The following is a 26,480-nucleotide window of genomic DNA, read 5'->3' as shown; positions in this document are numbered from 1 at the left end:
CAGTTGCCGTCACGCGCAGCGCGGCGTCAACGTACCGATGAAGTCGACCGGAATGGCAAAGCCTTCCAGCTGCATCCACGGTGTTGGCTCATCCTGTACCGTCAACTCGAAATCGCGGGTCACCAGCGCGCAGAACAGCAACAGCTGCGCATGGCCGACCGCACTGCCGATGCAGGCCCGCGAGGAAAAACCGAAGGGTACGTAGGCGCCCTTGTTGGCCTGGCGTCGCTCCGGCAACCAGCGATCAGGATCGAAGCTGTCCGGGTTCTGCCAGTACTCCGGCGAGTGATGCTGGAAGTAGGACGACAGCTCGTAGGCCCCACCCTTGCGGATGCACACGCCCTCGATATCGATATCGTGCGAAGCCGGACGGTGCAGTGCGAACAACCCCGGCCACAGCCGCAGGGTTTCCTTGACGAAACGCGACGTGCACGGCAGCGCCTTGATCGGCAGCGCATACAGCTGCTCCAGGCTCAGCGCCGAGGTTTCCTCGCGGATGCGCGCCTGCCAGTGCGGGAAACGGTGCATTGCGTACAGCAGGCTGGCCGCAGTGATGCCCGGCAGGCCCGACATGCCGGCCAGCACCATCGATACCAGATAGGCCACGCGATCCACCCCGACCCGCTGCACCAGCGGCAGCAGGGATTGCAGGAAGTCCTCACGCGGCACGGTCCCGCGTGCACGACGGCGGATGTGCCGCGACACCGTGCGGGCCGCACGGCGGGAAAGATGGAAGTCGATGATCCGCCGCCAGAACGAGAAGTTCTGCAGCACGATGGCGTTGTATCGGGTCTTCTGCTCACCGATGAGCGCATCGACATCGGAACGGCTGAGGCCATCGATCAGCAGCGGCAACAGCGACTGCGAGATCGTCCACCAGCTCAGTTCGCTGAGGTCGTGCGGCCTGTCCGCGCGCTGGGCAAGGAAGCCGTGCATGCGCGTGTAGAGGTCGCGCATGTGGCCGGGACTGGCCAGCCGCCCGGCCTGCTCGCTCAGCAGTGCCCGCACCTCGCGCCACGCCACCGGGTCCCTGCCGCTGCGTAGTCCGAGAAAATCAATCAATGAATCCGGTACGGTGTGCTGGTCCGTGTTGGCCTTGTCGATCCTGACCGCCAGGGCCGGATCAAAGATGCCGACAACATCATTGTTGAAGCGCAGCACCGGCCCTTCGCGACGCACGCGTTCGAGCAGGTCGTCGATGGAAACCACTTCCGCATCCGCTGCACGCTCATCCATGCCCTGCCTCCAATGCCAGGGAAGATCATCGGCCTTCCCTGGCGATGTCATCGAATACGTGGAGTCCTTCCGGTCAGAAGATATTCCAGTAGCGATACTTGGAACGGATGCACTGCGTGGAATTGTCCGAACGCAGGTTCAGCGACACCTGCAGGGCGCGAATCAATCGTGTCATGGCACAGCTCCTTGTGGTTCCGTTGATGATTGCTGCGGTGCCGGGTTCAATGGCCGGCAGCGCCGTTCTAGCACACAGGCGCGCGCGGGCGGGTCAATGCGCCGTCAAGGCCCTGCTGAATACGCCGCGCCGACCGGCGGATACCGCCAGCGCACGCACAGCCATGAACAGGCAATCCGTGCGATGCTCCGTGAAACCGTTTTCATGGAATGGAGGGATTCCACGATGTTGTCGCGTCTCCGTCGCCCCGTACTGTGTGCCCTGCTGGCGCTTGCCCTGCCTGCGACCGGCGCCTGGGCCGCAGCCCCCGCGCCATTGAAGGTGATGTCGTTCAATGTGCGCACCCCGGCCGATACCGAGCCCGGCAAGCGCTGGCCCGACCGTCGCGACGCGATGGTGAAGGTCATCCTCGATGCGCACCCGGCGGTGATCGGCACCCAGGAGCTGGTGCAGGAGCAGGCTGAGTACCTGTCCGCACACCTTCCCGGCTACCGCTGGTTCGGCGAGGGCCGCCGCGGCGGCAGCGGCGACGAACACATGGGCGTGTTCTACGACAGCACGGTGCTGGCGGTCGAGGAATCAGGCAACTTCTGGCTGTCCGATACGCCCGATGTACCGGGCAGCATCACCTGGGGCAACCTGTACCCGCGCATGGTCACCTGGGCGCTGTTCCGCCGCATCGACGACGGCCGCCGCTTCTATTTCATGGATACCCACCTGCCCTACCGTGACGAGGACGAACCACGCCGGGTGAAGGGTGCCGAGCTGATCGGCAGGCGCGTGGCCAGCCTGCCTACCGACCTGCCGGTGGTGCTGACCGGTGACTTCAACAGCGAGCCCGGCGGTGACACCTACAAGGCATTCACCCGCGTCCTTCAGGACACCCGTACCCAGGTGAAAACCCCGCAGGGCCCGCGACTGACCTTCCACGATTTCACCGGCAAGGCCAGCGTGCAGCTGGACTGGGTGCTGGTGCGCGGCTTCCATGCGCGCAGCTTCCTGACCGATGACCGCCGCATCGACGGCGTGCTGCCATCGGACCACTTCCCGCTGGTGGTCGAACTGGACTGGCCGAAGCACTGACCCCGCACGGCAGCCGCAGCTACAGCGGCGGCTGCCGCGACAGCAGGCGATACAGCGCCTGGTGCTGATCGCGCGCCTGGCAGATGCGGGCGCCGATCGCCAGGAACACGGCGACGCCGATCAGGCCCAGCCCCAGCATCGAATCCTGCAGGCGCAGGAAGCCGACCGCAGCGGCCATCGTCGCCAGCACCAGCAGCACCACGACCGCCACCGACAACCCCGCGCCCGGTGGGCCCGGATCGCCGAACAACATCCGTTGGGTATCCCGCCTTCCGTCCGCCATCGCCTGTCCTCCCGTGTGTCTGACCCACTAGTTACACGGCGGGCCGGCATTTCGGCAGAGTCAGAAACGTCACGAAGGTGAAGATGTATGCGGAACACGCCGCGTTACCCTGCCCCGTACCCCCGAACTACGGAGCAGGACATGGCACACCAGAGCCGGCTGGCAGGATTCATCATCGACTGCCAGGACATTCCCGCCGACGAAGGTGCCCGCTTCTGGGCCGCCGCGCTCGGCCTGCAGGCACAGGCGGCGCGTGTCGAAGGGGGCGCCGAGTATGCCGACCTGCTGGGTGCACCGGCAGGCTTGAACGTGGAAGTCCAACGGGTCGATCACTCATCACGGGTGCACCTGGACATAGAGAGCGACGACATCGACGCCGAGGCCGACCGCCTGGAGAAGCTCGGCGCGCGCCGGATAGGCTTCGTCAAACGCTGGTGGGTGATGGAAGCACCGACCGGCCATCGCTTCTGCATCGTGCGCATGCGCGAGCGCGAGGAGCCGGCCAATCAGTGGCCCTGAAAGCAGAAGGGGACGGAAGCCACGGCTTCCGTCCCCTGCGGTTACTGCACCTGCGCCACGCTCGGTTGCTGCGGTGATTGCCCCCAGCCGCCCAGCGCCTTGTACACGCCGACCACGCTGACATTGACTTCGGACTCGGCCGCCGCCAACGCGTCATCGGCCGCCAGCTGCGTGCGCTGCGCATCCAGCAGGGTCAGGAAGTCTTCCGAGCCCTCGCGATAGCGGATCTGTGCCAGCGATTCGGCACGCCGTGCCGCCTGCGCCTGCTCGACCACGATCGCCAGCCGCGCCTGCTGCTTGGAGTAGCGGGTCAGCGCGTTCTCGGTGTCTTCCAGGGCCAGCAGTACCGCCTGCTCGTACTGCGCGGCCACGCCTTCGGCTTCAGCCTTGCTGGCACGCAGGCGCGCACGCACGGTGCCGAAGTCGAATGCGGCCCAGCTCAGCGACGGGGTCAGCGACCAGGCCTTGTTGTTGCCATTGACCAGGCCGCTGGCATCGCCCCCCAGGAAACCGACGAAGCCGGACAGCGACAGCCGCGGGAACAGGTCCGCAGTGGCCACGCCCACGCGTGCGGTCGCGGCCGCCAGGCGACGCTCGGCCACGCGCACGTCGGCGCGCTGACGCAGCAGTTCGCGGGTATCGCCCAGCGGCAGTGCCTTGGCGAAGGCCGGCACGTCATGCGGCGCGAGCATGTCGGTCAGCACTTCCGGGCGCTGGCCCAGCAGCACGGCCAGTCGGTTGCGCGACTGCGCCTCGGCCACTTCCAGCAGCGGGATGTCGGCCTCGATCGCCTTCAGGCGGGCGCGGCTGCTCTGCACATCCAGCTCGCTGCCGGCGCCCAGCTCCCAGCGCGCCTCGGTCAGCTTCTGCGTATCGCGCAGGTTTTCCAGCGTGTGCTGGGCCACCGCGATGCGCTTCTGCGTGCCGCGCAGCTCGAAGTAGTTGCGTGCCACTTCGGCGGCGACCAGTACCTGCGCATCGGCCAGGTTGGCCTGCTCGGCACCGAGGTCGGCACGCGCGGCTTCAGCAGCACGGCGCTTGCGGCCGAACAGATCCAGCTCCCAGCCGGCGTCGAAGCCGAGCTGGTAGCTTTCACTGAACACCCGCTGCCCACCCAGCTGCGGATCGGGTTGCTTGCGGCGGTCGTAGCTGCCGCCGGCGGTGATGTGCGGTGCCTGGTCGAAGCGGCTTTCGACGAACACTGCGCGGGCCTGGCTGACGCGGGCCACGGCCACGCGCAGGTCCAGGTTGTCCGACAGTGCGCCATGCACCAACTGTTCCAGCACCGGATCATCGAACTGCGCCCACCAGCTGGCCACCGGCGAGACGGTGCTGAAGACCGGCTGCTGTGCGCTCTGCAGGACCACCGGTTCCTGCACCGGGGCCTTGTAGTTCGGGCCGACGCTGACACAGCCTGCCAGCACCAGGCTGGAGACGGCCATCGCCAACGTGCGGATCACCATGGCAGCACCTCGCCCAGGTAGGTGAAGCTGCCGTTCGGGCCTTCATGGCCGATGAGCGCCATCTGCACGCTGGAACGCGCGCCCTCGGCGATTTCGATCTCGCCGTGGCCGCCGTTCATGTCGGTTTTCACGTAGCCCGGATGCACGGTGTTGACCTTGATCTGGGTGCTGCGCAGTTCGTGCGCCAGCGCCAGGGTCCAGCTGTTCACCGCTGCCTTGGAGGCGTTGTAGGCCGGAACCTTCATGTCGTAGATGCCGGACGCCGGATCGGCATGCAGGGTCTGCGAGCCAAGGATGCTGGAGACATTCACGATGCGGCCGGCCTTGGCCTGCTGCAGCAGCGGCAGGAACGCCTGGGTCACCGCCACCAGCGCATAGACGTTGGTGTCGAAGGTGCGGCGCCAGGTGTCCAGAGACTGCTCGGACGGCCGCTGCGCCGGGTTTTCCAGCAGCACGCCAGCGTTGTTGACCAGGATGTCGAGACGGCCATGGCGCTCGCGCACCTGCTGCACGGCCTCGGCGATGCTGGCACCGTCGGTCACGTCCAGCTGCAGCGCTTCCACTGGCAGGCCCTCGGCCTGCAGCTTCAGTGCCTGCTCCACGGTGGTCTCGCGCTTGCGGCCGGCCAGCAGCGTGTGCACGCCGGCCTGTGCCAGCTGACGCACGGTCTCGGCGCCGATACCGCGGGTGGCACCAGTGACCAGTGCGATCTTGTTCTGATGGGTGTTCATGGAGTCATGCCTTTGGAGGGGGAAATCCGACACCGGTTGGGGGACCGGTGCCGGTGGAGTTCCATGTCAGTGATGGATGGTCGGCTCGCCGTGCTGCACCAGCTGGCCGCCACCGTTGCGGGTCACGAACTTGCGCAGGGCCACGTAGAACACCGGGGTGAGGAACAGACCGAACAGGGTCACGCCCAGCATGCCAGCAAACACGGTGATACCCGTTACCGAGCGCACCTCGGCACCCGCGCCGTGCGACAGCACCAGCGGCACCGTGCCGGCGATGAACGCGATGGAAGTCATCACGATCGGACGCAGACGCAGGCGGCAGGCTTCCAGCGCGGCTTCAACGATGCCCTTGCCGCCCATCTCCAGCTCTCTGGCGAATTCGACGATCAGGATCGCGTTCTTGCACGCCAGGCCCATCAGCACCACCAGGCCGACCTGCACGAACACGTTGTTGTCGCCACCGGTCAGCCACACGCCGAACAGTGCGGACAGCAGGGTCATCGGCACGATCAGGATCACCGCCAGCGGCAGCGACCAGCTCTCGTACAGCGCAGCCAGCACCAGGAAGGCCAGCATGATCGCCACCGGGAACACGATGAAGGCCGCCTTGCCCTGGGTCGCCTGCTGGTAGCTCAGGTCGGTCCATTCGGTGGTCATGCCCACCGGCAGCACCTTGCCGGCGATCTCGGTCAGCTTGTTCATCGCCTCGGCCGACGACAGCACGCGCGGGTCGGCTTCACCAGCCAGGTCCGCCGCCGGATAGCCATTGAAGCGCAGCACCGGGTCCGGGCCGAAGGTCTGCTTGATGGTGACCATCGAACCGATCGGCACCATCTCGCCGCGGTCGTTGCGGGTACGCAGCTTGCCGATGTCCTCGACCGTCTCGCGGAACGGACCATCGGCCTGGGCGATCACCTGCCAGGTACGGCCGAACTGGTTGAAGTCGTTGACGTAAGCCGAACCGAGGTAGGTCTGCAGGGTGTCGAACAGCTCGGTGAGCTGCACGCCCTGTGCCTTGGCCTTGACGCGGTCCACTTCGGCATCCAGCTGCGGCACGTTGGCCTGGTAGCTGCTGATCGGGAAGGCCATGCCCGGCGTCTGCGCGACGGTGCCCTGCATCGCCTGCACGGCATTCTGCAGCGCGCCGTAGCCCAGGTTGCCGCGGTCCTCGATGAACATCTGGTAGCCGTTGCCGTTGCCCAGGCCGAGGATCGGCGGCGGCATCATCGCGAACGCGAAGCCCTCCTGCAGGCCGGCGATCTTCTGGTTGATCTCGGCATTGATCTGCGCGGCGGTGCGGCCATGGCGCTCAGCGAACGGCTTGAGCGGAATGAACGCCACACCGGTGTTCGGCGTATTGGTGAACTGCAGCGCGTTCAAACCCGGGAACGAGATGGTGTGGGCCACACCGTCGGTTTCCTGAGCGATCTTGGCGACCTTGCGCAGCATTTCATCGGTACGCGCGATCGACGAACCTTCCGGCAGCTTCACACCGGCGATCAGGTACAGCTTGTCCTGGGTCGGGATGAAGCCCGGCGGCACCAGCTTGAAGATCACACCGGTACCGACCAGCAGGATCGCGTAGACCACGAACACCGCACCGCGACGGCCAAGGATGCGGGCCACGCCACGCTCGTACTTCTCCGAGCTGGACTTGAAGAAGCGGTTGAACGGACGGAACACCCAGCCGAACAGGCGGTCGATCAGACGGCTCGGGCCATCCTTCGGCGCACCGTGGGCCTTCAGCAAGCGCGCGGCCAGGGCCGGCGACAGGGTCAGCGAGTTGATCGCCGAGATCACCGTGGAGATGGCGATGGTGACCGCGAACTGCTTGTAGAACTGGCCGGTGACACCGGACAGGAAGGCCATCGGCACGAACACGGCACACAGCACCAGCGCGATCGCCACGATCGGGCCGGACACCTCACGCATGGCCTGGTGTGCCGCCGCGGTGGGCGACAGGCCTTCCTCGATGTTGCGCTCGACGTTCTCCACCACCACGATCGCGTCGTCGACCACGATGCCGATCGCCAGCACCAGGCCGAACAGGCTCAGCGTGTTGATCGAGAAGCCCAGCAGGTACAGCGCGGCGAAGGTACCCACCACCGACACCGGCACCGCGATCAACGGAATGATCGAGGCACGCCAGGTCTGCAGGAACAGGATCACCACCAGCACCACCAGCGCGATGGCTTCCAGCAGCGTGGAGACCACGGCCTTGATCGAGTCGCGCACGAAGATGGTGGTGTCATACACCGCTTCGTACTTCACGTCGGCCGGCATGGTCTTCTGCATCTCGTCCATCGTCGAGATGACCTGGTCACGGATCTCCAGTGCATTGGCACCCGGCGACTGGAAGATACCAATGCCGACCGCATTCTTGCCGTCCAGCTGCGAGCGCAGGGTGTAGTCGCCGGCACCCAGTTCCAGGCGGGCCACGTCGGCCAAGCGCACGATCTCGCCATCGGTGCCGCTCTTGAGCACGATGTCGCCGAACTCCTTTTCGGTCTTCAGGCGGCCCTGGGCATTGATCAGGGTCAGGAACTGGCTGTTCGGCAACGGTTCGGCGCCGAGCTGGCCGGCCGAAACCTGCACGTTCTGCTCACGCATCGCGCGCACCACGTCGCTGGCGGTCAGGCCGCGCGAAGCCACCTTGTCCGGGTCCAGCCAGGCGCGCATGGCGTAGTCGCCGCCACCGAAGATCTGCGCGTCACCCACGCCCGGAATACGCGCCAGCGCATCCTTGACGTGCAGGCGGGCGTAGTTGCGCAGGTACAGCGTGTCGTACTTGCCTTGCGGCGAGGTCAGGTGCACCACCATCAGGAAGGTCGGTGACTGCTTCTGCGTGGTCACGCCCTGCCGGCGCACGTCCTCGGGCAGGCGCGCCTGCGCCTGCGCCACGCGGTTCTGCACCTTCACCGCCGCCGCGTCCGGGTCGGTGCCCGGGCGGAAGGTGACGGTCATCTGCAGCACGCCGTCCGAGCCGGCCACCGACTTCAGGTACATCATGCCTTCGACGCCGTTGATGGCCTCTTCAAGCGGGGTGGCGACGGTCTCGGCGATGACCTTGGGGTTGGCGCCCGGATACACCGTGCGCACGACCACCGACGGCGGCACCACTTCGGGGTACTCGCTGATCGGCAGGATCGGAATCGTGATCAGGCCTGCGGCGAAGATCACGATCGACAGCACCGCCGCGAAGATCGGCCTGTCGATGAAGAAACGGGAAAAGTCCATGGAGGAATTCCTGGGAAAGGCATTCGGCGGGCAACAGCCACCCTGCCCCTCGCCGATATGACGAAGGCAGGGAAGGCTGCCGCTGGCGCCGGCAGCTAAGCGGGGACGCGGATCAGTGGTTCAGTGCAGCGGTGGCATCGCGACCCGGTGCCGGCGGCGCAGCCTGCGGCTGCATCGCCACGGCCTTGGCCTGCACCGGCATGCCCGGCATGAAGACCTTCTGCACGCCGTCGATGATCACCTTGTCACCGGCGGCCAGGCCGTGCTCGACGATGCGCAGGCCTTCAGCGGTGCGGCCAAGCTGGATGTCGCGGCGCTGGGCCTTGCCATCCTTGTCGACCACGTACACGTACTTGCGGTCCTGGTCGGTCAGCACGGCCTTGTCGTCGATCAGCAGGGCCTGGAACTGGCCACTGCCGAGCAGCTGCACGCGGGCGAACAGGCCCGGGGTGAACTGGCGATCGGCGTTGTCCAGCAGCGCGCGGACGCGGATGGTGCCGGTGCTGCGCGCCACCTGGTTGTCGAGGAAGTCGACCTTGCCCGCATGCGGGTAGCCCTCTTCGCCCGACAGGCCGACCTTCACCGGCAGTTCGCTGTCACGCTCGCTCGGGCGCTCGCCCTTGCGTGCCATCTGTGCGTAGCGCAGGAAGGTGCTTTCGTCGGCATCGAAGTAGACGAACACGGTATCCAGCGAGACCAGCGTGGTCAGTACGCTGGCACTGTCGCCGGCGGTGACCAGGTTGCCTGCGGTGACCATCGCGCGGCCGGCGCGGCCGTCGATCGGTGCGCGCACCTTGGTGAACTCCAGGTTGAGGCGGGCCGCGTCCAGCGCAGCCTGCGCCGCCTGCACGGCGGCACCGGACTGGTCGGCGGCAGCGCGACGCTGCTCGGCAGTCTCGGTGGAGATCGCCTGCTGCTCGGACAGCCGCTTGGCACGCTCGGACTCGCTGCGGGCCAGCGTGGCCTGGGTGCGGGCGCGAGCCAGCTCGGCGGCGGCACGATCATATTCGGCCTGGTAGCTGCGCGCGTCGATGGTGAAGAGCACTTCGCCCTTCTTCACTTCCTGGCCTTCGACGTAGTTGACCTTGTCGATGTAGCCGGACACGCGCGGGCGCAGTTCAACGCTCTGTACCGCTTCGACGCGGCCGCTGAACTCGTCCCACTGGCTGACCTGCTTGACCAGCACCGGCGCGGCGCTGACCTGCGGCGGCGGCGGTGCACCGGCTTCTTCGGCATGGCCGCCGCTGCAGGCTGCAAGCACGGCCGCGGCGAGGATCGACACGCCGGCCATCGCGATGCGATGGCCGAAACGATGTGGGGTGGTGTTGGGGGAAGTCATGGCATGCATCCGTACGGAGGGGTGGTACAGCTATATGAGAACGTGTTGCGAAAATCGGCGGCGCATACTGCGACCTCAACCTTGGTCGAGGTCAAGCGACGCCAGCGGTGTCGCGCCAAAGCGGAGGAACTTCCAGGTGCAGCAGGCCGCGCGGCAGTTCGGCATCACTGCTGTCGCAACGGACGATGGCGCGGTTGTCGCGGCACCCATCGATAAGGGAGACCACGCGCCGGCCGACCAGCAGCGAGCTGGGCCACTCGATGCAGGCGTTGGCCGCGTTGGCCGGGGTACACACCGGGCTGCAGACTTCCAGCATCTGCGCGCGCACGCCGATCGCCTGCGCTTCCTGGTGCACCACCTGCGCGTACATGCGCATCGCCGCGGCGGTGATCGAGCTTTCGCCGTAACCGGCCCATGGCTTGACCGCGGCCGGGCTGCCGATCATCACGTAACGGCGCGCGTGCACGTTGTCCTGCAGCAGCGGCAGCAGGTGGCGCACCGCATGCACGTGCGGCATCAGGTCGACCTGCAGCGCGCCGAGCAGCTCGTCGCCGTTGCGGTCGACCACGCGGCCGCGACGGTAGGGGCCGCCCATCGCGGCGATCACTGCGGCCAACGGACGCGGCCGTTGCGCGATGCGTTCGGCCAACGCCCGTGCCGAGCCGTCATCGCTGAGCGAGCCCAGCACGGTTTCCAGGCCCGGCTCATCGGCGAACTGCTCATGCAGCGCCGCCAGCCGGCCCGGATCGCGCCCGACCACCAGCACCGGGCTGCCGGCCTCCAGCAGGGCGCCGACCACGCCCTGGCCCACGGCACCGGTGCCACCGAGGACCAGAACTTCGGGCGTCAGTATCCCATTCACGGGACATTTCCTCCCAAATCCGGGATAGTCCCAATTCGACGCAGTCGGTCACCCTTGTGCGGGACCAAGCGGATGACGCCGCCACGTTGCTGACGCATGGGCGCGGTAAACTCACGAAAGTCCTTGTGTACCAAGGAACTCGGACGAGCTTCGACGGTCATCGCCAGGTCCAGGGCGTTCTGGCCGGCATGCCGGAAGCGGGCAAGAATGTTGCGCAGGCTCATGGCGAGGGGGCTCCATTTCACGAATGGCGCCACGATAGACCTCAAACCTTTACTTGATTAGTCCTGATTAAGGGGAATAATCATCCCGCTCCCGGTCCAATCGTTCTGTCACGATTGTCCCATCCCCGACGTCCAGGATCCCCGACCATGTCCCACGATCTCAACGAGACGCTGATCTTCGTCAAAGTGGTCGAGCAAGGCAGTTTCATTGCCGCTGCCAAATCGCTCGGCCTGCCCAAGACCACGGTCAGCCGCAAAGTGCAGGAGCTGGAAACGCGCCTGGGCGCGCGACTGCTGCACCGGACCACCCGCCGCCTCGGCCTGACCGAAGCCGGCTCGATCTACCACGAACATTGCCAGCGCATCGCGCGCGAGCTGGAAGAAGCCGAGAGCGCGGTGAGCCAGTTGCAGTCCGGCCCGCGCGGCTGGCTGCGCTTCACCGTGCCCTACTCGATCGGCATCACCTGGATCGCCCCGCTGCTGGGCCAGTTCCATGCGCAGTATCCAGAGATCCGCCTGGACATGCACATGGGCAACGAGAAGCTGGACCTGATCGCCGGTGAGGCGGATCTGGCGCTGCGTGTCGGTGCCCTGCCCGATTCCAACCTGGTCGCGCGCAAGCTCGGCAGCCTGCGCACGCAGGTGTTCGCCAGCCCGGCCTACATCGAGCGCTATGGCGAGCCGCTGCATCCGGAAGAGCTGCAGTTCCATCGCATCCTGGCGATGCGCAAGCCGTACCACACCGGTAATTCGCCACGCTTCACCTGGCAGCTGGGCGAGAACGGCGGCGAGCTGCGCGACTTCCCGGTCACCCCGCTGATGACGGCCAACGACATGTCCGCGTTGAATGGTGCACTGGTATGTGGCGAAGGCCTGCTGCTGACCGGTGATGTGATGGCCAAGCCGTTCGTCGAGTCGGGCATGGTACGCCGCGTGCTGGCCGGCTGGACCGGCCCGGAAGTGGACTTCAACGCCGTGTTCGCCGGTGGCCGCCTGGTCTCGCCGAAGGTGCGTGCGTTCGTCGATTTCCTGGTGGAAAAGCTCAACTTCGACGCCAACTACATGCTGGCGCAATGCCCGGGCGCGAAGCTGGCGCAGCAGCAGAAGGAAAAGGAAGACGCCGCGCTGGAAAGCAGTGGCAAGCGCATCCTGGAGAAGGTCGCCGCTTCGGCGGCATGACCGAGGGTATCCACGCATGGCGTGGATCTACCCGGGCGCACGATGCCGCTTTCTGTAGAGTCGAGCCATGCTCGACTGCTTTTCGAAGGGCGCCGACCAAGGTCGGCATCTACCAGAAGAGGTAGTCGAGCATGGCTCGACTCTACAAGGGCGATCGGCGTGCCGAGCAACGCTCGGCACCCACAAAAATGCCGCCTGCAAGGGCGGCATTTTCGTTCCGGCCGATGGCCGGACCGGCTCAAGCAGTAACGCGTAGCGTTACTGCTTGAGCGGAATCACGCGGATTTCGACGCGACGGTTCTTGGCGCGGCCGGCATCGGTGCTGTTGTCGGCAATCGGATACGACTTGCCGGCGCCCAGCGTTTCGATGCGCACGCTCTGCACGCCCTGGCCGATCAGGTACTGCGCCACCGAGTCGGCGCGTTCCTTCGACAGGCGGTTGTTGACCGCGTCGCTGCCGATGCTGTCGGTGTGGCCGACCACTTCGATCATGGTCTGGTTGTAGTCACGCAGGGTGCCTGCCACGCCGTTGAGCGAGCCGTAGAACTGCGGCTTCAGGGTCGACTTGCCGAAATCGAAGGTGATGCCATCCGGCAGGTTCAACATGATGTTGTCGCCCTGGCGCTGCACATCGATGCCGGTGTTGGCGGTGCGCTCGCGCAGTGCGCGTTCCTGGCGATCCTGGTACTGGCCGACGGCAGCGCCGCTGAGCGCGCCGATACCGGCACCGATCAGCGCGTGCTGACGACGCTCGGTAGCGCTGTCGCCGGTCAGCAGGCCGGCGGCCACACCAATCGCGGTGCCGATCAGCGCATTGCGGCCGGTGCGGTTCTGCTGCTCGGTCGGGTTGCCGTACTGGTCACTCTGCACGTAGGAGCCGCCGGTGGCGCAGGCCGACAGGACGGCCGCACTCATCAGGGCCAGTGCGACGTTGCGGGTGGTATTGCGGATCATGTGGTTCTCCTTGGTTTCCGGTCGGGCCGGCGGCTTGCGGGCGCAGAGAGAATAAACAGCCCAATGCGATGTCGGGATGATGATGCGGCGCGGCGACAGGGCCGCGTTCAGCTAACTGACTGGATCGCTCAGCCCGCGCTTTACCCTGCCCCCGTCTGCCGGTAGGCGGCCAGCGCGGCGTCCCGACCGGCCGCGAGGTCCACCAACGGGGTGCGCGGATAGCCGGGGGCATGCGCGGCCAGCAGCAGAGGATGCTGCCACGGTGCGAAGCGCGCCTTCACCGGCAGCGCGGCCAGTTCGGGCACCCAACGGCTGATGTAGCGGGCCTGCGGATCGAACTTCTCGGCCTGGGTCACCGGGTTGAACACGCGGAAATACGGCGCGGCATCGGCGCCGGTCCCGGCCACCCATTGCCAGCCCATCGTGTTGTTGGCCAGGTCGGCATCGACCAGGGTGTCCCAGAACCAGCGCGCGCCATGCAGCCAGTGCGCGCGCAGATGCTTGCACAGGTAGCTGGCCACGATCATCCGCACCCGGTTGTGCATGTAGCCGGTGTGCCACAGTTCGCGCAGGCCGGCATCGACGATCGGCACGCCGGTGTTGCCGCGTTGCCAGCCGTGCAACTGAGCGTCACTGGGCGTTGCCCATGGGAAGCGATCGAAGCGCGGGTTGAGGTTGTCGGTCGGCGTCTTCGGGAAGTGATGCAGCAGGTGATAGGCGAAGTCGCGCCAGCCCAGTTGCCGCAGGTAACCGTCGATGTCGGCATCGGTGCCTGCACTGCGCAGCCCCTCCAGCGCATGGGCGATGCGCCACGGCGCGATCTCGCCGAAATGCAGGTGCGGCGACAGCCGCGAGGTCCCCACGCGATCCGGCAGGTCGCGCTGTTCGCGGTAGCCGCGCAATGCGCCGTCCTCGAACACGGACAGTGCCTCCAGCGCACCGGCCTCGCCCGGCTGCCAGTGCTCCCAGAAGCCGATATCCCAGTCCAGCGTCGGTGCCAGCTGGAGATCATCCAGTGCGAGGCTGTCGACCGTGTGCGGCGTCAGTGCCTGCGGCGCGGCCTGCAGCGCCGGCAGGCGCCAATGGCTGAGTACGTTGCGCCAGTACGGCGTGAATACCTTGTACGGCTGCCCTTGCTGGGTCGCGATGTCCCAGGGCTCGAACAGCAGGCTGCCATTGCAGCTCTGCGCGTCGATGCCCTGCTCGCGCAGCGTGCGCTTGATGGTCGCGTCGCGTGGCTGGGTGGCCGGTTCGTACTTGCGGTTCCAGTACACCGCCTCGGCGCCGGTCTGCTCGATCAGCAACTGCAGGATCGGCAGGCTGTCACCGCTGCGCAGCACCAGCGACGAACCACGCGCGCGCAGGTCCGCATCCAATGCGCCCAGTGAACGGTGGCGCCACGCATCGGAGGCCGCGCCAGGCACCCACTCGCCTTCCTCGTGCGGCGCATGGATGTAGACCGGCACCACGTCGTGGCCCGCATCCAGCGCGGCCTGCAGGGCCGGATTGTCCTGCAGCCGCAGATCACGGCGGAACCATACCAACGCTACCGACACATGCACCGCCTTCGTTGTGGAAGGCGCACATCATAGCCAGCGGCGGTGAAGGAGATGCGCGCAGGCGGCCATCCACCATGGCGTGTGTCTACTGCCTGAACCGCTCCATCGCTTCACTGATCAGCGCACGCGCCTCAGCGGCGTTGCCCCAACCGTTGAGCTGCACCGGGTTGCGACCGGCCGGCAGGTCCTTGTAGACCCGGAAGAACGCCTCGATGCGCTGGCGCTCGACCTCCGGCAGATCCGCCAGGTCGCGGATGCTGGCGTAGGTCGGGTCGACCTTGTCGGTCGGCACGCCGATGATCTTCTCGTCGTGCTCGCCACCATCGATCATCTTCAGGTAACCGATCGGCCGGAAGCGCACGATCACGCCGGGATGCAGCGGCTCGCGGGTCAGCACCAGCGCATCCAGCGGATCGTTGTCACCGGCCAGGGTGCGCGGCATCGAGCCATAGTTGGCCGGATAGGCCACCGGCATCGACTGGAAGCGATCCACGTGGACCAGGCCATCTTCCTTGATCTCGTACTTGGTGAAGCTGCCGGCCGGAATCTCCACCGCCAGATTCACCTCCTGCGGGGCCTGCTTCGGCTGGGCGACCAGGAACGGATGCAGCACGGTATCGGCGGCCGTTACCGCGCTGGCCAGCAACAGCAGCGCGGCACCGATGGCAGCGAGAGGAAGGATGCGTCGGGGTGTGGTCATTGGCATCTCGTCATTCCCAGCAGCGGTCGGCGCGACCCTTGGCGGTCTGCGCACGCGGGCAGTCGCGCGGTGCGATGCGGCCTTCGGTCAACTCCGTGCGTTGCTTTGCGCCCTTGGCATCGCGGCGCAGTTCGAAGGCGTCGTAGAGGCGCCCGGTCACGGTGCGCGCTTCGTAGCGCAGGTGCTGCGGATCGATGTTCAGCACCTGGAACAGCTGGGTGTCCTCGGCTACCGGATCCATCGTCTTCCGTGCCTCGTCGGAAAGGCGGTACTGCTTCGGCCCGGCCACGGTCACCACGTACTGCGGCGTCGCAGCCTGCCCTTCGCCACGACGACCATAGGTGTGATCGTGGCCCTGCAGCACCAGATCGACGTTGTGGCGGCGCACCACCGGCAGCAGCACGTCACGCAGCGCAGCGTTCTCGCGCCCTTCGCGCGGCGAGTAGAACGGCTGGTGCAGCAGCACGATGGTCCACGGCTGCGGGTTGCCGGTCAGGACCGTGTCCAGCCACTGTGCCTGCGCCTTGGCCGTGCCGAGGTCGAGTGCCGAGGTACCATCGACCACGGCCACGCGCACGCCCTGCGCATCGAACCAGTAGCTGGTCTGCTGCGCGGCGGTGGCGCCATTGCCCGGCAGCGCGAAGGTCACCGGCCAATGCCGGCCCAGCACGCGACGCTCCTGCGGGGTGTCCTCGAATTCCTCGAAGTACTCATGGTTGCCGATCGCCGGGGCCACCAGCGTTTCCGGCGCCAGCCAGCCGGTGGCGGCAAACCACTCGCCCCATTCGCTGTCGTCCATGTTGTCGCCGCCGCTGACCAGGTCACCGGCGAACAGGCTCATGCGCGCCTGCGGTGCAGCCTTCTGCGCCGCACGCACCACACGGCTGACATGGCTGACGTTCTTGTTCTGGGTATCACCGAAGTACAGCAGGGTCAGCGGCTGGTCGGCCGCGGCCAGCGTGCGCAGCTGGTTCCAGGCGCTCCAGCTGCCATTGCCCTGCACGCGGTAGACGTACTGGGTGTCCGGCTGCAGGCCGCCAATGTCGGCACGATGGTGGTGCGACAGCCCGTTCTCGGTCTGCAGCGCACGCGTCGTCGCACGCACCTGGCGGATGCCCTCGATGGCCGGCGAATCTGCGGCCAGCGCGATCTCCAGCAGCGGCGCCTGCGCGCTGCCATCGGTACGCCAGGCCACGGCGAAACCGTGGCTGGGATCGGCCGCCGGCGAGGCGACGATGCGGTCCGGCACCGCCGTCGCTGCGTAATGCCGGCTGCCCGCCGGCACCTGGGTATTCGGTTCGGCCGCCGCGAACGACAGCGACGGCAACGCCAGCAGCAGGCCCAGCGCCAGCGCGCGCATCACGCACTGCCGGCTCATGCGCCGCACTCCAGCGGCAGCGCGAGCTGCTTGGCGATGCTCTCCCAGTCGAACGCCACCACGCCCTGGTCGTCATGCACCGCATACAGCGCACCGTGCGGGAAGCGCGCGCTGGGCTGCTGCATCATCCAGATGCCGTCGGTGTTGGCCACGGTATTGCCCTGGAACGCGCCGACCGGCTTCAGCGTGTGCCGGTCGAACAGATGGAACACGCTGCGTTGCTTGCCCTGCTCGGTGGTGATCCACCAGCCGTCCTTGCCACAGGTGCGCAGGGTCACGCCTTCGGCCTGTGCCTTGAACACGTCGCGGCCGAAGGTGGTGCCGGTGAAGCGGCCCGCCAGGGTGTAGACCTTGAACTCGCTGGCGTAGCTCTCGTCCTCTTCGGCAATCAACAGCCGGTCGTTCTCGGGGTCGCCCCAGATCGACTCGACCACGCGCAGCGCACCGGCTTCGGTGGTATCGCCGATGCTGGCCACCAGCTTCGCCTCGACCTTCGTGCCGTCGCGGGTCACGCGGTATTGGCGCACGCGCTTGTCCAGCTCAGCCAGCGGCGGCAGGATGTCACGCCCCTGCGCATCCTCGCCGTTGTCCCAGGAGTCGGTGACGTAGACGCTGTAGCCATCGGCACGGCGGTCGACCCACAGCCCGTACGGCTTGCGCAGGTCGTCCGCAGCGAAGGTCGCCAGTGGCGTGAAGTCCGGCAGGTTCAGCACCTGCACGCGGTGATTGTCGCGCTCCACGATCCACAGCAGGTCGTCGGTCACCGCGATGCCGTTTGGGCGGTCGAACTGCCCCGGTGCGGTGCCGCTGCTGCCGACGTCACGCAGATGCTGCCCGGTGCTGCCGTCGTAGACCACCAGCTTGTCGGTGGCCTTGGCGGTAGCGATCAGCCACAGCGTGCCGTCCGGCGCGCGCCAGGCCGCCGGCGAGTCGATGTTGTCGGCCGGGGTCATCGGTGACAGGAAGGCCTCGGCGATGGTGGTCACCACGCGCTCGCCGCTGGCGGCCGGCGCGACCGCTCCCGCAACCGGATCGTTGCCGGTGGCCGGCGTACAGCCGGCAACCAGCGTGGCCGCCAGCGCGGCGGCCAGGACAGTGACGCTACGCCCCATCACAGCGCCACCTTCAGGCCCAGCGCATAGGTGCGACCGTACTCTTCCATCTGCAGGGTGCGCGAACGGGTGCCCTGGTACAGCTCCAGCGGCTTGTCCAGCAGGTTCTGCGCTTCGAAATACACGCTCACGCGCGGGGTGAACTTGTAGTCCAGCGAGAAATCGAGCTGGGTGTTGGGTGCCACATAGATGTCGAATGCGCGCCCCTTGCCGATGCTGTCCAGGTACTCGCTGCGGTACACCGCCGCCAGGCGCGTGCTTACACCGTATTTTTCATAGCCGATGTGCGCGCTGTAGACATGCTTGGAGGCACGCGGCAGGGTGAAGTCCTCGCCCTCCCGATCCTTGATGCCGGCGTCGAATTTGGTATCCAGCCAGGTGCCACTGGCACCGACCAGCAGGCCATCCAGGCCGTCCGGCAGGAAGGCCAGCTGCTGCTGCCAGTTGAATTCCGCGCCACGCACGGTGGCCTTGCGGCCATTGACCGGCTGGGTCACGTCGAAACCACCGTAGGCCGGATCATTGGTGCGCACGGTTTCCACGATGTAGCCATCGATCGACTTGTGGAACAGGCCCAGCGAAACGATGCCGCTGCTGCCGATGTACTTCTCCACCGACAGGTCGATGTTCTTCGACTCGTACGGATCGAGTTCCGGATTGCCCAGGCGCACTTCCTCGTCACCCCGGCTGTAACCCACGCGCGGCGAGACGTCGCCGAAGGACGGGCGCGATACGGTCTTGTTGGCCGAGGCGCGCAGCACCCAGTCGTCGGCCGCGTCGTAGCGCAGGTGCAGGCCCGGCAGCACGTTGGTGTAGCTGCTGTTGGCCACGCGCGGGGTGACGGTGAAACTGCGGCCGTTGGCGGCCACGTCCACCTGGTTGCCGACCGCCTTGAAGCGGGTGTTCTCCACGCGCACGCCGCCGATGATGCGCAGCGCGCCCACGTCCCAGGTACCCATGGCATAGCTGGCGAAGATGTCCTCGCTGGCCACGTAATCCTCTTCCAGCGACGTCATCGCATTGCCGCCGACGTCCTGCGGGCGGGCACTGTACTGGCTGCCGCTGGCGGCCCAGAACGCGCGCATCGCGGCCGAGTCCATGCCATCGCCCAGGTTGCCGTGGCGATGCTCCGGCGAGGAAGTGGTCCAGCTCGACAGCGCCACCTTCGGGCCGACACGCAGTTCGCGCTCATCCACATTCACGTCGCGGTCGCGCCAGCGGCCCAGCAGGCCGAACTTGATGCTGCTGCTGTCGCCGTCGAAGCGCACGTTGACCTGTGCGCTGTGTTCCTTGTCGTTCACCTGCTTGGGCGAGAGCACGAAGCGGTCGAACGCGTAGTTGCTGTTGTCCAGCCACTGCGGGTTGTCGAAACTGTAGCTGGGCAGGCGGCTGCTCTGGTCCAGGGTGCCGTTGAAGGCCTTGCCGTTGAGCTTGAAGCGCGCCTCCATCTCGTCGTTCACGCGCTCTTCGGTACGGGTGTAGCCGATCCGGTAATCGACCACGGCGTTGGTCAGCTTGTTCTCGCCGCCGAGGCTGGCCGCGAAGGTGTTCTCCTTCTTGGTGCGGTAGCGCATGCGCTTGTCGATCGAATCCTTCGGCATGCCGTCCAGGCGGTACTGGTCGGTGCCGGTCTTGACCATCTTCGCGTCGTCGAAGTTGAAGATCACGCGCTGGCGGGTCTCCGCATCGTCGAACTGGCTGTACAACGTGCGCAGGTAGTACTTGCTGTCTTCGTTGGGACGCCAGTCTAGGTTGAGGTTGGCACCGATGCGCTTGCGCTCGATCTCGTACTTGCGATGCTGCAGGTTGATCGTAGTCACGTCACCAGGGGCGGCATCGTCCTCGCCGTCGTACTCCACTTCGGTGTTGTCCGACTCGAACTTCCGCTTCTGGTAGTTCACGCCCAGTGCCACGCCGAAGGTATCGTTGAACACCTCGCTGTAGTTGAACGCGGCCTTGGGACTGGTCTCGCCGGACAGCTGCTGGTGGCTGCCCTCGATCTTGCCGCGCAGGCTGCGACCGTCACGGTCGAAGGCCGATGCCGATTCCACCAGCACGGCGCCACCGATGGCATCACCCGGCATGTCCGGGGTCGGTGACTTGACCACGCGCAGGCGCTCGGTGGAATCGGAGGGGATCACGTCCAGCGGCGCGGCACGGCTGGAATCTTCCGGCGTGCCGATGGCGATGCCGTCCACGCTGACGCTGTTGAGATTGGCATCCAGGCCACGAATGACCACGAAGCGGCCTTCGCCCTGGTCGCGGGTCACGCTGACGCCCGGCAGGCGCTGCAGTGATTCGGCCACGTTCTTGTCCGGGTACTGGCCCAGGGCATCGGAGGACACCGCATCCTCGATGGCATCGCTGCTGCGCTTGAGGTCGACTGCACGGATCTGCGATTCGAGCTGGGCGCGCACTTCAATGCGATCCAGGTCGACCGCGTCGGCCGCCACGGCGCCGGTGGCGGCTACCGCCTGTTGCCCGGCGGCCTGCAGCGGTGACGCGGCCCCCATCGCCAGGGTCAGGGTGATGGCAACGGCCAACGGAGTCTTGATATGCACTGGGAATCCCCATTCCTGTTAAGAATGGGTCTGCACGGTATGTCCGCAAGGTTGCATGGCCGTGACATGCATCTGCACATTTCATGTACGGCGGCTCGGGGCCCGGTTTGGGGTTCGACACGCCAATCCGGCAAAATGGCGTCCTCTCTCCTTTTCCCCCTTCCCGACCATGAAGATCGTCGAAGTGCGCCACCCGCTGGTGCAGCACAAGATCGGCCTGATGCGCAATGCCGCGCTCAGCACCAAGGATTTCCGCGAACTGGCCAACGAGCTGGGTACGTTGCTGGCCTACGAGGCCACCGCCGACCTGGACACCGAGCCGCACACCCTGCCCGGCTGGGCCGGCCCGGTCACGGTGCAGCGCATTGCCGGCGCCAAGATCACCGTGGTGCCGATCCTGCGCGCCGGCCTGGGCATGCTCAGCGGCGTGCTGTCGCTGATCCCGGCAGCCCGCGTCAGCGTGGTCGGCCTGCAGCGCGATGAGGAAACCCTGCAGCCGGTGCCCTACTTCGAGCGCCTGACCGGCCGCCTGGAAGAGCGCGACGCGCTGATCCTGGACCCGATGCTGGCCACCGGCGGCACCCTGATCGCCACCATCGACATGCTCAAGCGTGCCGGCGCACGCCGCATCAAGGGCATCTTCCTGGTGGCCGCGCCGGAAGGCATCGAAGCGGTCAAGGCCGTGCACCCGGACGTGGAGATCTACACCGCGGCCATCGATGCCCAGCTCAACGACAAGGGTTACATCCTGCCGGGCCTGGGCGACGCCGGTGACCGCATCTTCGGTACCCGCGTCGGTTGAACCGGCGAGCCGGGGTCAGAGCCCTTTCTGTGAAAGGGATCCGACCCCCGCGATGTTGGGGTCAGATCCCTTTCACAGAAAGGGCTCTGACCCCATCCCGCATTCCGGCCTACAGCCCGGCTGCGAAGGTTTCCAGCTGGCCGATGACGGTGTTCCAGCCATCGAAGAAGCCCAGCTGCTCATGCTGGTCACGCAGGGCCTTGTCCGGGTGCATCACCCGCGCCGTGTAGCGGCAGCCCTGCCCCTCGTCCTCCAGGGTGATGATGGCGGTGAAGCCCAGCCAGGGTGACTGCGGTCGCCAGCCTGCGCCCAGCATCGAGGTGAACACCAGGCGCTGCTGCGGCACGATCTCCAGGAAGCTGCCCGGATTGTCACTGCTGCCGCCATCCGGGCCCTGCATGAAGGTGTGGAAGGCCCCGCCGGGGCGCAGGTCGAATGCGCGCACCTCGGTGGTCCACGGCTTCGGGCACCACCATTGGCGCAGCAGTTCCGGATCGGTCCACGCCCGCCACAAGGCCGCACGCGGTGCGTTCAACACACGGCTGATGACCAGATCGGTATCGGGGTTGTTACCTGCGTCTACGGCCATGGGCCTGCTCCTGTCGGTGAAGGGTTTCGACGAAATCGACCATGCGGTCGGTGCGCGCTTCCCACACGGCACGCTGTTCGGCCAGCCACTGCTCGGCCTGGCCCAGCCGCGCCGGCACCAGTTCGCAGGTACGTATGCGCCCCTGCTTGTGGCTGCGCACCACGCCGCTGCGTTCCAGCACGGCCAGATGTTTCATCAGCGAGGGCAAGGCCATCTGGAAAGGCTCGGCCAGCACCGACACGGCACGCGGCCCCTGCCCCAGCGCGGCCACGATCGCGCAACGGGTCGGGTCGGCCAGTGCGTGGAAGACGTCCTGGATGGCGGGATCATACTTACCCATATGGCTAAGTAATACGCCGATCTGAATGCCGACGCAAGCGGACGCGACCGAAGCGCGATTCTTCACGTGGCCTTGCGGGCCGGAAGCGAATGCTCCGCGCACCCGCCACCGCTTGGAGCACCCTGATGAAAGCCTCTTTCCTGCTGGCCGCCGCCCTGCTGGTCGGCCTGCCCCTGGCTGCCAACGCCACCACCCCGCAGCAGCAGCGCATGGCCGAATGCTCGGCCAAGAACAAGGGCTTGAAGGGTGATGCCTACAAGACGGCGCAGAGTTCCTGCCTCAGTGGCCACGCCGCCGACTCCAAGCCGGCCAATGCGCAGCAGGAACGCATGCGCAAGTGCAATGCCGACGCGGGCGCCAAGAAGCTGGCCGGTGATGCGCGCAAGACCTTCATGAGCAGCTGCCTGAAGGCGTCGTAGCGATCACATCCGGGTAGAACGCCATCCACGCATGGCGTGGATCTACCCGCACACGAAGGCCGGGCATTGCCCGGCCTTTTCATTACCCCAGGGCGCGTGCCTTCAGCTCGCCCTGCTCGTGCAGGGTCACGAAACGCCCCTTATCATCGCGCCCGAGCTGCGCCAGCGCGACCTGCGGGTCATGGGTGAAGAACAGCCGCACATTGCGCGCCAGCTTGTCTTCAAGGAACTGCCGCTTCTCGTCGATCAACAGCTCGGCATTGCGGTCGTAACCCATGGTGATCGGCACGTGCACCCATGAGCGCCCCGGAATCAGGTCGGCACAGAACACCACGCCACCGTGCGCGCCCTCGCCTGCATGCGCGTGACCAACGATCTCGGCCAGCATCAGCCCCGGCGTATGCCCATCGCTGTAGCTGAAGCGCACGCTGCGGCCGAGGACCTTCGAGTACTCCCCGTCCACCACTTCCAGTCGGCCACTGGCCTGCAGCAGGCCAGGCAGCTCCGGAATGAAGCTGGCCCGGTCACGCGGGTGCGGATGCACGGCGCGCTGCCAATGCTGTGCGCCGACCACGTAGGTTGCGTTGGGGAACAGCAACTCGGGCTCACGCCCTTCGCTCCATGCCGCGAGCAGTCCGCCGGCGTGATCGAAGTGCAGGTGGCTGAGCACCACGACATCGATGTCCTCGTGCTCGAAACCGGCTTCGCGCAGCGAATCGATCAGCACGTGCTGGCTTTCCTGCACGCCGTAGCGCTCACGCATGCGCGGATCGAAGAATGCACCGATGCCGGTTTCAAACAGCACCGTCTTGCCTTCCAGCGGGCTGGCAAGCAGCGCACGGCAGGCCAGCTCGATGCGATTGAGCTCGTCCGGTGCCGCCCATTTTTCCCACAACGCACGCGGTGCGTTGCCAAACATCGCGCCGCCATCAAGGCGCTGCGAGTTTCCACGAATAGACCAGAGTTTCATGCGCCGATTATCGGCGCCGGCTCGTTAAATAATCGCTAGAAAGGAAACAGAAAACCCCGCCGGCAAAGGCGGGGTTTCGGCGATCGGCCAGATTGCCGGCGAGCGGCCGGCGCTACCGGATCAGCGCGCCGGTACGACCTGGGCGCTGCCCACCGGATTGCGGGGATCGCTGCCGCCGAACAGTCTGTTCGCCTTGCGGTCCCATTCCACGGTCTGCAGGTTGCCCCACACGTGGCTGGAACCACGGCCGCCTGCGGCGACGTCACCCGGCAGGTCGATCTTGTGGCCCATCGCCTGCAGCTGCTTCACCGTCGCCGCGTCGAACGCATCGTCCTCGGCCTCGATCAGGTCCGGCAGCCACTGGTGGTGGTAGCGCGGCAGCGCGGCCACCTGCTGCGCGTCCAGGCCGGCGTCGTAGCCGAGGATGCCCAGCAGCACCATGGTGATGATGCGGCTGCCGCCCGGGGTGCCCAGCACCACCACCTTGTCGGCGTTCTCCATGAAGGTCGGCGTCATCGAGCTGAGCATGCGCTTGCCAGCCTTCGGCGCATTGGCCTCGTAGCCCATCACGCCAAACGCGTTGGGCGTGCCCGGCTTCAGCGCGAAGTCGTCCATCTCGTTGTTCAGCAGTACGCCGGTGCCCTTGGGAATCAGCCCCGAGCCATACAGCAGGTTGACGGTCTGGGTGGCGCCGACGCGGTTGCCGTCGCGGTCGATGATCGAGAAATGCGTGGTCTCGTCGTCTTCCAGCGGCGTCGGATTGCCCGACAGCAGGTCGCTGGGCGTGGCCTTCTCCGGATGGATGGTCGCCCGCAGGCCCTGCGCGTAGTCCTTGCTGGTCAGCACTTTCTGCGGGATCTGCACGAAGTCCGGATCACCGAGGAAGAAGGTGCGGTCGCGGTAGGCGCGGCGCATCGACTCCACCACCAGGTGCGTGCGGTGCGCCGGGTCCATCCTCTTGATGTCCCAGCCTTCCAGGATCTGCAGCATGCTGGCCAGCGCGATGCCACCGGACGACGGCGGCGGCGCGGTGGTGATCTTCCAGCCGTTGTAGTTGAACACGATCGGCTCGCGCTGCTTCACGCGGTAGCCGGCCAGCTCTTCGGCGGTCCACTTGCCGCCCGCCTGCTTCACGCCGGCCAGCAGCAGCGAACCGGTCTGGCCCTTGTAGAAGCCATCGAAGCCACCGGCGGCCAGCCGCTCCAGCGTCTGCGCCAGCTCCGGCTGCTTGAACAGGTCACCGGTGGCGATCGGCTTGCCGTTGCGCAGGTAGACCTCGCGCGTGCCGGGGTAACGCTCCATCACTTCACGGCGCGAGGCATAGCCCTTGGCCATGCGGTCGTACACCGGGAAACCTTCGCGCGCGATGCGGATCGCCGGCTGCAGCGACGCCGACAAGGGCAGCTTGCCGTGCTTGGCCGACAGCTCGACCAGCGCTGCGGGCAGGCCGGGAATACCCGCCGACCAGGCGCCATTGACCGAGCGATCACGGTCCAGATTGCCCTGCTTGTCGAGGAAGGCCTGCGGGGTCGCGGCGGCCGGTGCGGTCTCGCGCGCATCCAGCATCACGTCCTTGCCGGTGGCCGCGTCGTGCAGCAGGAAGAAGCCGCCGCCGCCCAGCCCGGAACTGATCGGCTCGACCACCGCCAGCGTGGACGACACCGCCACCGCGGCGTCGAAGGCGTTGCCGCCCTGCGCGAGGATATCGATTCCGGCCTGGGTGGCCAGCGCGTGGCCGCTGGCAATGGCGGCGCCGTCGGGGCGCTCCGCACGGGCCGGGCTGTCGGCCCAGGCAATCGGGCTCAGCAACAGGCCGAGCAGCAACAGCGGACGGACGATCAGCGTCTTCATTCGGATGGAGGCTCCGCGTAGAGTTCGGGGTGATCGTGCTGCAGCTGGCGCAGCTTGGCCAGCAGCTGGTCTTCCGTTTCCACGATCTCCGGGTCCGGGTCGATGCACTCGACCGGGCAGACGACCACGCACTGTGGCTCGTCGAAATGACCCACGCATTCGGTGCAGCGCGCAGGGTCGATCACGTAGATGGTTTCACCCATCGCAATGGCCTGGTTCGGGCAGGCCGGCTCGCATACGTCGCAGTTGACGCAGAGCTCGTTGATTTTCAGCGACACGGCGATACTCCTCGCCCGCGCCCTGGGACAAAGGACCGGCCAGCGCGGGCGCGCGGGCCGGTCAGGTCATCAGCGGCGCCCTTGCAGGACGACGCCCGGGCCATGCCGGAGCATGGCCGCCATGGCTCGGTATTACTTGGCTTCGACGAAAATGTACTCGGCACCGGTCGGCTGGATCGCAGCCTGCACGCGGGCGTTGTCGGCCGACTGGCCGATGAAGACGACGCGCACGCCCTTCATCGAATCCGGCGACACGTCCTTGAACACGGCCTGGATCATGTCAGCCATCTTGCCCGAAGCCGACGAACCGAAGGCCAGCATGTTGCCCGGCTGCACGCCACGGGCCACGGCCTGGGTCGCGCTCTCGGTCTGGCGCTCGTACTTGGCCTGGAAGTCCGGGTCCGATTCCGGCGAGAGGTAGTACAGGAACGGGCTGTTGGTGATGTTGCCCATGTTCTGGATCGCCACTTCCTGCAGGTACTTCTTCCAGCCTGCATCGTCGTCCTTGGACGGAGCGACCAGGGCCTGCTTGGCCTCGTCGACCGGAGCGGCCTCTTCCTTCTTGCAGGCGGTGAAGGCCAGGGCCAACGAAGCGATCAGCATCGCGCGCATGGTGGTGTTCATGGGTTTCCTCCC

The 26,480-nt window shown here is 66.6% G+C and carries 25 protein-coding genes; 5 read left to right on the top strand and 20 right to left on the bottom strand.

Annotated elements, in window-relative coordinates:
• Nucleotides 1–9 precede the first annotated feature (9 nt).
• Entirely contained in the window at nucleotides 10–1,236 is a 1,227-nt protein-coding gene (locus AB1281_RS06620) for a cytochrome P450 (protein WP_430345357.1), read from the bottom strand.
• 400 nt (nucleotides 1,237–1,636) lie between these two features.
• On the opposite strand from AB1281_RS06620, the gene AB1281_RS06615 reads away from it, so the two are divergent.
• On the top strand, nucleotides 1,637–2,494 hold the full coding sequence (locus AB1281_RS06615; RefSeq protein WP_430345356.1) for an endonuclease/exonuclease/phosphatase family protein: 858 nt from the start codon (nucleotides 1,637–1,639) through the stop codon (nucleotides 2,492–2,494).
• Between the two features lie 19 nt (nucleotides 2,495–2,513).
• Here AB1281_RS06615 and AB1281_RS06610 read toward each other — a convergent pair whose 3' ends face one another.
• Nucleotides 2,514–2,777, bottom strand: coding sequence for a hypothetical protein (locus AB1281_RS06610; RefSeq protein WP_049414598.1), 264 nt, complete (start codon nucleotides 2,775–2,777; stop codon nucleotides 2,514–2,516).
• 141 nt (nucleotides 2,778–2,918) lie between these two features.
• Between AB1281_RS06610 and AB1281_RS06605 the strand changes: the two genes are divergently transcribed.
• A complete protein-coding gene (locus AB1281_RS06605; protein ID WP_430345355.1) occupies nucleotides 2,919–3,296 on the top strand; it encodes a VOC family protein in 378 nt (125 codons plus the stop codon).
• Nucleotides 3,297–3,337: 41 nt separating this feature from the next.
• On the opposite strand, the gene AB1281_RS06600 is transcribed toward AB1281_RS06605, so the two are convergent.
• The 6 genes from AB1281_RS06600 to AB1281_RS06575 form a co-directional block, all read right to left on the bottom strand.
• Nucleotides 3,338–4,759 (bottom strand): efflux transporter outer membrane subunit, encoded by a 1,422-nt coding sequence (locus AB1281_RS06600; RefSeq protein WP_014646790.1) that lies wholly within the window; start codon nucleotides 4,757–4,759, stop codon nucleotides 3,338–3,340.
• The gene (locus AB1281_RS06595) at nucleotides 4,753–5,490 is read right to left on the bottom strand and encodes an SDR family oxidoreductase (RefSeq protein WP_014036829.1); all 738 of its coding nucleotides are present in this window, start codon (nucleotides 5,488–5,490) and stop codon (nucleotides 4,753–4,755) included. The genes AB1281_RS06600 and AB1281_RS06595 overlap by 7 nt, the downstream gene beginning before the upstream one ends.
• 66 nt (nucleotides 5,491–5,556) lie before the next feature.
• The gene (locus AB1281_RS06590; RefSeq protein ID WP_014036828.1) at nucleotides 5,557–8,727 is read right to left on the bottom strand and encodes an efflux RND transporter permease subunit; all 3,171 of its coding nucleotides are present in this window, start codon (nucleotides 8,725–8,727) and stop codon (nucleotides 5,557–5,559) included.
• Between the two features lie 112 nt (nucleotides 8,728–8,839).
• Entirely contained in the window at nucleotides 8,840–10,066 is a 1,227-nt protein-coding gene (locus AB1281_RS06585; protein WP_430345354.1) for an efflux RND transporter periplasmic adaptor subunit, read from the bottom strand.
• A 91-nt stretch (nucleotides 10,067–10,157) separates the two neighbouring features.
• Nucleotides 10,158–10,928 carry an SDR family NAD(P)-dependent oxidoreductase gene (locus AB1281_RS06580; RefSeq protein WP_430345353.1) on the bottom strand — a complete coding sequence of 257 codons (771 nt, stop codon included), beginning with the start codon at nucleotides 10,926–10,928 and terminating at the stop codon, nucleotides 10,158–10,160.
• A complete protein-coding gene (locus tag AB1281_RS06575) occupies nucleotides 10,925–11,152 on the bottom strand; it encodes a hypothetical protein (RefSeq protein WP_014036825.1) in 228 nt (75 codons plus the stop codon). Before AB1281_RS06575 ends, AB1281_RS06580 begins: the two co-directional genes overlap by 4 nt.
• A gap of 147 nt (nucleotides 11,153–11,299) precedes the next feature.
• Between AB1281_RS06575 and AB1281_RS06570 the strand changes: the two genes are divergently transcribed.
• Nucleotides 11,300–12,331, top strand: a complete 1,032-nt coding sequence (locus tag AB1281_RS06570; RefSeq protein WP_005409107.1) for a LysR family transcriptional regulator — start codon at nucleotides 11,300–11,302, stop codon at nucleotides 12,329–12,331.
• Between the two features lie 258 nt (nucleotides 12,332–12,589).
• Here AB1281_RS06570 and AB1281_RS06565 read toward each other — a convergent pair whose 3' ends face one another.
• The 6 genes from AB1281_RS06565 to AB1281_RS06540 all read right to left on the bottom strand — a co-directional run bounded on the left by AB1281_RS06565 (nucleotide 12,590) and on the right by AB1281_RS06540 (nucleotide 20,547).
• Nucleotides 12,590–13,285: an OmpA family lipoprotein gene (locus tag AB1281_RS06565; protein WP_010484399.1), complete on the bottom strand. Its 696-nt coding sequence runs from the start codon at nucleotides 13,283–13,285 to the stop codon at nucleotides 12,590–12,592.
• 140 nt (nucleotides 13,286–13,425) lie between these two features.
• Nucleotides 13,426–14,841: a cryptochrome/photolyase family protein gene (locus AB1281_RS06560; protein WP_430345352.1), complete on the bottom strand. Its 1,416-nt coding sequence runs from the start codon at nucleotides 14,839–14,841 to the stop codon at nucleotides 13,426–13,428.
• An 88-nt stretch (nucleotides 14,842–14,929) separates the two neighbouring features.
• Nucleotides 14,930–15,544 (bottom strand): inorganic diphosphatase, encoded by a 615-nt coding sequence (locus AB1281_RS06555; protein WP_014036823.1) that lies wholly within the window; start codon nucleotides 15,542–15,544, stop codon nucleotides 14,930–14,932.
• Nucleotides 15,545–15,554: 10 nt separating this feature from the next.
• Complete coding sequence (locus tag AB1281_RS06550; RefSeq protein ID WP_430345351.1) at nucleotides 15,555–16,922, bottom strand: metallophosphoesterase; 1,368 nt, start codon at nucleotides 16,920–16,922, stop codon at nucleotides 15,555–15,557.
• Complete coding sequence (locus tag AB1281_RS06545) at nucleotides 16,919–18,034, bottom strand: phytase (RefSeq protein WP_430345350.1); 1,116 nt, start codon at nucleotides 18,032–18,034, stop codon at nucleotides 16,919–16,921. The genes AB1281_RS06550 and AB1281_RS06545 overlap by 4 nt, the downstream gene beginning before the upstream one ends.
• Nucleotides 18,034–20,547: a TonB-dependent receptor gene (locus AB1281_RS06540; RefSeq protein WP_430346978.1), complete on the bottom strand. Its 2,514-nt coding sequence runs from the start codon at nucleotides 20,545–20,547 to the stop codon at nucleotides 18,034–18,036. The genes AB1281_RS06545 and AB1281_RS06540 overlap by 1 nt, the downstream gene beginning before the upstream one ends.
• A 217-nt stretch (nucleotides 20,548–20,764) precedes the next feature.
• Here AB1281_RS06540 and upp point away from each other — a divergent pair, with 217 nt between their 5' ends.
• Nucleotides 20,765–21,397: a uracil phosphoribosyltransferase gene (gene upp, locus AB1281_RS06535; RefSeq protein ID WP_005409099.1), complete on the top strand. Its 633-nt coding sequence runs from the start codon at nucleotides 20,765–20,767 to the stop codon at nucleotides 21,395–21,397.
• Between the two features lie 109 nt (nucleotides 21,398–21,506).
• On the opposite strand, the gene AB1281_RS06530 is transcribed toward upp, so the two are convergent.
• On the bottom strand, nucleotides 21,507–21,986 hold the full coding sequence (locus tag AB1281_RS06530) for an SRPBCC family protein (RefSeq protein WP_430345349.1): 480 nt from the start codon (nucleotides 21,984–21,986) through the stop codon (nucleotides 21,507–21,509).
• Nucleotides 21,967–22,392 carry an ArsR/SmtB family transcription factor gene (locus AB1281_RS06525; RefSeq protein WP_240502870.1) on the bottom strand — a complete coding sequence of 142 codons (426 nt, stop codon included), beginning with the start codon at nucleotides 22,390–22,392 and terminating at the stop codon, nucleotides 21,967–21,969. Before AB1281_RS06525 ends, AB1281_RS06530 begins: the two co-directional genes overlap by 20 nt.
• A 59-nt stretch (nucleotides 22,393–22,451) precedes the next feature.
• On the opposite strand from AB1281_RS06525, the gene AB1281_RS06520 reads away from it, so the two are divergent.
• Entirely contained in the window at nucleotides 22,452–22,745 is a 294-nt protein-coding gene (locus tag AB1281_RS06520; protein ID WP_049445544.1) for a PsiF family protein, read from the top strand.
• Between the two features lie 82 nt (nucleotides 22,746–22,827).
• On the opposite strand, the gene AB1281_RS06515 is transcribed toward AB1281_RS06520, so the two are convergent.
• From AB1281_RS06515 to AB1281_RS06500, 4 genes are all read right to left on the bottom strand, one after another.
• Nucleotides 22,828–23,715: an MBL fold metallo-hydrolase gene (locus AB1281_RS06515; RefSeq protein WP_014036816.1), complete on the bottom strand. Its 888-nt coding sequence runs from the start codon at nucleotides 23,713–23,715 to the stop codon at nucleotides 22,828–22,830.
• Nucleotides 23,716–23,835: 120 nt separating this feature from the next.
• Nucleotides 23,836–25,566, bottom strand: coding sequence for a gamma-glutamyltransferase (gene ggt, locus AB1281_RS06510; RefSeq protein ID WP_075674744.1), 1,731 nt, complete (start codon nucleotides 25,564–25,566; stop codon nucleotides 23,836–23,838).
• On the bottom strand, nucleotides 25,563–25,844 hold the full coding sequence (locus AB1281_RS06505; RefSeq protein WP_004153175.1) for a YfhL family 4Fe-4S dicluster ferredoxin: 282 nt from the start codon (nucleotides 25,842–25,844) through the stop codon (nucleotides 25,563–25,565). Before AB1281_RS06505 ends, ggt begins: the two co-directional genes overlap by 4 nt.
• Nucleotides 25,845–25,976: 132 nt before the next feature.
• Nucleotides 25,977–26,468, bottom strand: coding sequence for a hypothetical protein (locus AB1281_RS06500; protein ID WP_004153167.1), 492 nt, complete (start codon nucleotides 26,466–26,468; stop codon nucleotides 25,977–25,979).
• Nucleotides 26,469–26,480 lie beyond the last annotated feature (12 nt).

It is taken from the genome of Stenotrophomonas sp. NRRL B-14846 (assembly GCF_050473585.1).
Lineage (GTDB): Bacteria > Pseudomonadota > Gammaproteobacteria > Xanthomonadales > Xanthomonadaceae > Stenotrophomonas.
The sequence above is the reverse complement of the archived record's forward strand: the minus strand, read 5'-3'. Positions and strand labels throughout refer to the sequence as shown.